This is a genomic window from uncultured Enterococcus sp. (assembly GCF_913775425.1).
Lineage (GTDB): Bacteria > Bacillota > Bacilli > Lactobacillales > Enterococcaceae > Enterococcus_G.
The window spans coordinates 1-6,974 of record NZ_CAJYIS010000058.1; the positions used below are offsets into that span (position 1 = coordinate 1).

The following is a 6,974-nucleotide window of genomic DNA, read 5'->3' on the forward strand; positions in this document are numbered from 1 at the left end:
CAAAATAATCGTTTAGTCTATCCAAAAACAGGTTATTTTAACTTAAAGAATCTATCGACGGCAAGTAATCAAGTCGTTGAAAGTTATTCTGTGACAAGCAAATCTTACGCAATCGACAGTCCGGATGCGACGTATAAAACCGTTCAATTGATTTTATCTGAAGATGCGCTGAAAGTCGTACCAAACCTGATTATTCCAGAATTTTACCAATATACTGGCTATAACGTAACGGATACGAATACACCGCATGTGTCTGGAAATCGTACGATAAGTGGTGTACCAACACTTGATTATACAAATAAAGATGAATATTGGGTGACGATGTACATCAAACCAGACGATTGGCTCAAACCAGAAAACGAAGAAGTCGAACCACCAATGTATAATTGGGATTATGCGATAAATGAATTCAACTAAGCAGAAATCGATCATGTATCTTTATCAAGATATATGATCGGTTTTTGTATATAAAATGGCTAATGTTTTTTAACTGTGAACTTACGATTGCTTCTATTAATTCAGATAAAACTTTGCTATCATTGAATAATAAAGAGTTTTAGTCATCAATCTGATAGAAAAGGAACGTAAAATATATGATCAAACAAAGAGAGTTGATACAACGTCTAGTTTGGAGTGCGATGCTATTGACTGTTTTTCAAATTGGACGGCATATTGATTTGCCGATGTTCTTAGCACAGGGAGCAAAAGGCGATAGTGCGAATTCTGTGTTGCGTTTTTTATCGACGGCCACAGGAGGGAATTTTTCGAGTATTACACTATTTTCGTTAGGAATGGGTCCGTATATGACAGCACTGATTATTTGGACGACGATCAGTATGATTGATGAAGAACGCGTCAATAATTTTTCGACAAAACAAGTAGGGTACATTCAACGAGCATTAACGCTAGTATTTACTATTCTTCAAAGTATTGCGCTCGTTTTTCGATTCAAATCTTCAGTGGAACCTACCTCATTTTTAGCAAGTGATACTAAGTCCTTACTTGCTGGGGTTTTATTATTAACTGCAGGTGGGTTATTTATTGCTTGGTTAGCTGATATCAATATCACTAAAGGAATCGGCGGACAAAGTTTATTTATTTTACCAGGTTTGATGGCCAATATTCCTTCAATGTTGATTTCTGGTCAAACGGCTACAGTAGCATTTAATAATCAGTTTATTATCGCTTTGATCGTAATCACCTTACTTTTTATTTATCTAACGATGTATCTCTATCATTCTGAATATCGGATTGTGATTGAACGCACAGGTTTGGATACAGTATCAAAACATTCGTATATCCCGATTAGACTTCTTCCAGCAGGTGCGATGCCATTTATGTTTGCTGTGACCGTATTTTCAATGCCACAACTTCTTTTATTAAATGAAAAATGGAATGACACATGGTTCTCCAATTTTATTACGACTTATTTTTCATTCAATACGATCCAAGGAAGTATTATGTATGGAGTCGTACTTTATCTACTTGGTTGGGGCTTTAGTTTTATTAATATTCGACCAAATGATATTGCTAAAAACCTGAAAGAATCGGGTGATTATATTTTAAACGTACCACCTGGTGAAAAGACAGAGAAATATATCCGAGAAAAATTGACGCGGATTGCTTTTGTAGGAAATGCATATCTAGTATTTATCTCGTTGATTCCAATGTTTATTGGACTTCGCTCACCTTTTATTTCAAATCTAGCTTTTTATTTTGGTAGTTTGTTTATGTTGATCATTATCTTAGATACGCTTGTACAAGAAATTCGATTTGTCTATTCGAAAAAAGAATATCGCTTATTCGAATAAAAATGAGGTGAGAAAAAATGGTTTATTTTATACCGCATTGGAAAAATAAAGAAGAAAAATTAGATGAAGATCGAGTGCTTAACATATTGAATTTATTCAAAGAAAATCAAGTGCCGGTCAATTTGATATCGATCGAGTACTTACCGTTCTTACGTTATGTATTAAATGAGTATCAATTACAACAAGTCAACTCATTATCGTTATTTGACTTTTTACAACAAGTCGATCGAAAATCGGGTTTTCCCATTACGATAGAAGATCTACAGTTTCCAGAAGATGTCGATCAAATTTATACACCCTTTGGGATCACTTTGATTCGACAGCAGCAACCATTTGGCTATGTTCGTTTTGAAAAACATGGTTTTATACGGCAAGTCGAATATCTGACAGAGAAAAAACGAACTGAAATTTATGATGATCGCGGTTTTTTATCTTCTATTATTTATTTTGATGATCATATGGATAAAGTAAAACAAGAATATTACAATCCACTAGGAAAGATGGTGATGACGGAATCTTTTGGTGAAGATCCGATCATCGAACTGTATCATCATCAAGAATTAAGATTGACTGTTGAACGATATGGTACATTTGCTGAAATTTTTGCAGAATGTATCAATCGTCAGTTGATCACTGTGGCGCTTGAGCCGTTGTTGATCGATGTCTGGCCTTTAGGACTAGAAGTACTTGATCGTGTAAAGAGCAGCCATCCGATTTTGACGATTTTAACAAACGAACAAAATATCCATGAATACTCATTAGCAGAACAGGAAATTTTATTTTTGAAAAGTCGGTTTATCGTGACAGATGCCGCCAAAAAGCGTGACCAACTAGTGGCAACTCAACGTCAATGGCCTAAATCAATGGCTAAAATATTAGATATTCCAATGTATCCCACTCGATTAAACTTAGGAAATAGTAATTCGGTCGAGCATTTAGTGATGTACTGGCGAAATCGACATCCTTTTGAAGAAGAAGAATTTTTAGTACATTTGTTGACAAATTTATTACTAAAAGAAAGTTTATATGCGATCATGATTGAAATAAATGATCACGAACAACAATTGCGAGTCGAGCAATTACAGCAACGATTGATCGATAACTACTTCAATATCGATAGCCAATCAAAAGAATATCAAAAAGTCGTCGATTATTTGGAAGCTAAAAATGGATGTACGCTTTCAAAAGCTCAAGATGATGCCGTAAAAGGATTAAAGACATTACCGATCTGGCGCCAGTATGTTCAAGCTGCAGAAACCTATGCACGCATTGAATTTAAGATCCAACCCAATATTGAAGAGGTTCAAGCGGCACTAGCGACTACTCGTGTCTATATCGATTTAAATGAACAGATGCAATTGCAAAAGCAGTCTTTTGCTGTGAATGCAGGGATTCCTTTGATTTTAAAAGAGTCTTCTGACTATGTAGAGCATTTGAGAAATGGTTATATTGTTGACCAAATTACAGAATTAGCAGAAGTTTTACCATTTTATATGGATGGCTTAAAAAATTGGAATGAAGCGTTGGTCGAAAGTGTAGCAGTGATTGAGACGAACAGCTCACATAATTTGCTCAAGAAATGGAGAATATTATTTGATGAGTGTGAAAAAGAAACTTAAAGTGGTTTATTTTGGTGAACAGATAGAGGCTTTTCTTACACATCTACCTGAACAATTTGATCCGATCATTCTCCCAGCAAACTATGATATGGATCAAGATCAAGAGAGTGCGGTTCACCTGTGGTTAAAAAATAAAACACTAAATCCAAAGTATCGTAAAGCGATTTTTATCTTCTCTAAAGAAGCAACGATCTTGACCCAAAAAGAAGCGTTGCTTACGTTACCTTCTTACCGCTTGATGTATTCACATCAAACGGAGTTACTCAGTTCGATTTCCTATATATTAGCAGCTAAAGGCGCTTATGCCTTTGATTTTAGTGATGCTGTGACGATGATCGAATTTATGGAAAAGCAATATGCCGAAATCGTCTATGGGCGTAAGCTCGAAATGGACTATATTAAGGTTGCTTCACGTTTTCAAGGTAAAGTGATTAAAAAGGGGCATACACAATTGGCTCTTTCAGGTCATTTTGGAGATGAATTCACACAATTATTGTCTTGGCGTATGACAGATTTAATTGAAGCCAAACAATGGTTGGAGGCTTATTTAGAGATCCAACACGATCAAGTCGAGGCAGATTTTTTATTGAAAGTGTATTTTATTCGCAAAAATAGCGTGATGTTTGAAAAAGAATTTGTCTTTACTGCAGATGAATTAGCCACACAAAAAGTAGCACGTTTTTATAATGAAGCGGATGAAGAGATGTATTTAAATTTTTCGTTGTTTGCGAAAGGTCAAGGAACGATCAAAGTTGCCCATTTGCACGTACGCAACACCTTTGCGGATCAAAGCTATATGATTCCTGGTGGAAAAAGTATTCAAGATAAGCAAAATTTAGGCATGGAGATTGGCTATTACTTTGAACCGGCTGATTTTAAGCCACCATTAGCTGTGTATTTTTCAGGTTATCGAACTGCAGAAGGGTTTGAGGGGAAAAATATGATGGAAGCATTTGGCTCTCCTTATCTATTGATTTCTGACCCTAGAATCGAAGGTGGAAATTTTTACCTAGGTAGTGATGAACTTGAACAACAACTGATCGACATCATTCAAAAAAAATTGAATTATCTTGGATTTTCTGCTCAAGACTTAGTGCTTTCTGGATTGTCGATGGGGACTTTTGGTGCTCTTTATTATGCAAGCGATCTGTTGCCAAAAGCTGTGATCGTGGGCAAACCAATGATGAGTTTAGGAACAGTGGCGTTAAATGAACGAATCAAACGTTCAGATACCTTTGCGACTTCATTGGATACGTTGCTGATGAATACCGGTGACGTTACTGTGGAAAAAGCGTTGGCATTTGATGCGAAATTGTTTGAAAAATTCCAAGCTGGTGATTATCAGCATACAATGTTTGCTCTTGCTTATATGAAACAAGATGACTATGATGATAAGATTTTTACACAAGTGTATACCTTCTTAAAACAAAAATTTCCATTGTCAAAAGTGTTACATAAAGGCTTAGTAGGACGGCATAATGACAATACACAAGGTATCGTCCGTTGGTTTGTCAAACAATACTATAATATTCTAGAGACTCAATTTCATCGCGAATATACTAATAAAGGAGGGGATTAAGTGAGTAGTCAATATATCGTAAAATGGGGTAACATCCTACAAGACAATTATAATTATGGCGCCACAATCTCATTTGAACAAAATGGTGCTGTCACCTATTCGGCTCCACTTATGCCTCCGAGTTTGTGTATTAAAAGCTGGTATTCGCAAAGAAACTTCCAACTTAGTCGAAATACTCCATATTTACCGATTTTGGAGCCAAATAAAAAATACCAGCTTCAAGTTCAATTAGAACTGTCTGAGACGAGTGCGATCCAAGTAAAGATACTGTTTTTTGATCGATACAATACCATGGTCGAAGAATTGTTCTTCTCGCAACTTACGGAAGCCTTTACTTTTCCTGAAAAAGCCGTACATTACGAGATTCAATTGATCAATAAGCATCATCAGCAAATCATTTTCTATCAATTAGTCATTACGGAACTCGACTTATATGAACGTTACGAGCAACAAGATCGCAAACAAACCGATTTATGGTATTATCCAAATCGTTTGTCACAAACATCGCATATCCAATTGATCTTTTTAGTAAAGAAAAATCAAGTGCAACATTTACAATTTACGACGCATTCAGACTATCTTTTTTGTCTGATTGATCCTGAAAAAGAACTCGATATGGTCGCATTGAGTAAAGCGATCTATACGATTTTAGTTAAAAAAAATCTACGAGAATTGACTTTTTCAATCACTAAAGAGATTGACTATTACAACTTGCCATCGGAGGTCTATGCGATTCCTCGTATTATGAATTTTCTTTTAAGTAACAAAATGGTGACAGAACCACAAGAAGTACAAGGACTAGCCTATTTAGACCAAAAATTAGATGAGATGCAAGTGTCGATCCAAGTATTACAACACTTTTTATTAGAAAATAGTAAAGGAAAGTAGGGCGATTGTGATGCATTTTTTTGTAAATAAAGCGATGGGTATTGGAAATTCTGGCGTTGAACATGCGCAATTTTATCGAGCAAAGCGTTTTGATCAGGCGGGATTGTCGTACAAATTTATTTTTGTTGAATTGATAAAAAATCTACATGAAGCAATGGAATCTTGGCAACTAGCAGAACGAGATGTGTTGAATATGTGGGAATTTTTTGTCTTCGGAGATCGCTATTTAACACGTGAGACGATCGATCCATTTACATTCAAAGAAGAGATCACGATCGATGAAACAAAGACACATCGAATCAAGACGATCCATACTAAATCAGGGATGATTATTGTGGAACATATGGAGAAATCTCCAAGTCCAAAACAAAAAGATATGCTACTTGTGTCTACTTATCGAATTGAATTATTCGAAGCAAAAACACAAAAACGCAAAGTGATGTTTTCTTATATCAATGATCCTGATCGCGGTCGTGTGATGACGAATATCCATTTATTTGATTTTCATCAAGAGCACTTGTTTTTTGCAAACGAGGTATTATTACAACGGTTCTTCTTTCAATATCTCACGACGTTTTTTGATAATGTTGAAAGTTTCTTTGTTGATCGAGGAGAAGAAACCCTAGCAGCATTGATGGGACATCTTCCAAAAAATGTTAAACTGATCCAGATTGTCCACGCAGATCATTTGTCTGATCGTGATGTTATCTCGCATCCTTTATGGAACAACTACTATGAATATGCCTTGACACATACGGACCAACTTGATCGGATCATCGTGGCTACTGATCTACAACGAGAAGATCTATTAAAAGATTTTCCAGAGGCTACAGATAAGATCCAAACGATCCCGGTCGGCGGAATTCGAGACAATAAAGAGCAACCGATTAGTTCTAGAGAGGCTACAAGTTATCCCAAAAAATTTATTACGGTCTCACGTCTAGCTTCAGAAAAACACATCGATATCGTAGTGCGTGCGTTAGTTCAAGCCCGCGAGCAATTCCCTGATTTGTCATTAGATATCTATGGTCAAGGATCAGAAGACCACGTTATCAAAAAGACAATTGATGAATTAGA

General features: G+C 35.9%; 5 protein-coding genes and 1 pseudogene. All 6 read left to right on the top strand.

What is annotated here, in order from left to right; all coding sequences use genetic code 11:
* Positions 1 to 417 (top strand): annotated as a pseudogene (locus tag QZ413_RS06425) (hypothetical protein); the annotation flags it as partial.
* Positions 418 to 593: 176 nt separating this feature from the next.
* Positions 594 to 1,811 (top strand): accessory Sec system protein translocase subunit SecY2, encoded by a 1,218-nt coding sequence (gene secY2, locus QZ413_RS06430; RefSeq protein ID WP_297077664.1) that lies wholly within the window; start codon positions 594 to 596, stop codon positions 1,809 to 1,811.
* 17 nt (positions 1,812 to 1,828) lie between these two features.
* Entirely contained in the window at positions 1,829 to 3,430 is a 1,602-nt protein-coding gene (asp1, locus tag QZ413_RS06435) for an accessory Sec system protein Asp1 (protein WP_297077666.1), read from the top strand.
* Positions 3,408 to 5,009 carry an accessory Sec system protein Asp2 gene (asp2, locus tag QZ413_RS06440; protein WP_297077668.1) on the top strand — a complete coding sequence of 534 codons (1,602 nt, stop codon included), beginning with the start codon at positions 3,408 to 3,410 and terminating at the stop codon, positions 5,007 to 5,009. Before asp1 ends, asp2 begins: the two co-directional genes overlap by 23 nt.
* Positions 5,010 to 5,897: an accessory Sec system protein Asp3 gene (asp3, locus tag QZ413_RS06445; protein ID WP_297077670.1), complete on the top strand. Its 888-nt coding sequence runs from the start codon at positions 5,010 to 5,012 to the stop codon at positions 5,895 to 5,897.
* 10 nt (positions 5,898 to 5,907) lie between these two features.
* Positions 5,908 to 6,974, top strand: a 1,067-nt coding sequence (locus QZ413_RS06450; protein ID WP_297077671.1) for a glycosyltransferase, incomplete at its 3' end; no start/stop codon positions are given.